A 367-nucleotide genomic window follows, 5' to 3' on the forward strand; every position below is an offset into this window, starting at 1 on the left:
CCGGACGTCCTGGTCGAGGGGGCCGCCGGCCTCGACTACCCGCTCTTCGTCAAGGCCATCGCCGGCGGCGGCGGTCGCGGCATGCGGCGCGTGGACGAGCCGTCCCAGCTGCGGGCGGCCATCGAGACCTGCATGCGTGAGGCCGAGGCCGCGTTCGGCGACCCGGCGGTCTTCATCGAGCAGGCGGTGCTCAACCCGCGGCACATCGAGGTGCAGGTACTCGCCGACGCCACGGGGGACACGCTGCATCTGTTCGAGCGTGATTGCTCCGTCCAGCGTCGCCACCAGAAGGTCGTCGAGATCGCTCCGGCGCCCGGGCTCGACCCCGAGCTGCGGGAACGCATCTGTGCCGACGCGGTCCGCTTCG

At 72.2% G+C, this 367-nt stretch carries 1 protein-coding gene; it reads left to right on the top strand.

Going from position 1 to position 367, the window contains the following annotated elements:
- Window positions 1-367, top strand: a 367-nt coding sequence (locus D9V41_RS16830) for an ATP-binding protein (protein ID WP_481725507.1), incomplete at both ends; no start/stop codon positions are given.

Source organism: Aeromicrobium phragmitis, assembly GCF_003674095.1.
GTDB classification, from domain to species: Bacteria; Actinomycetota; Actinomycetes; order Propionibacteriales; family Nocardioidaceae; genus Aeromicrobium; species Aeromicrobium phragmitis.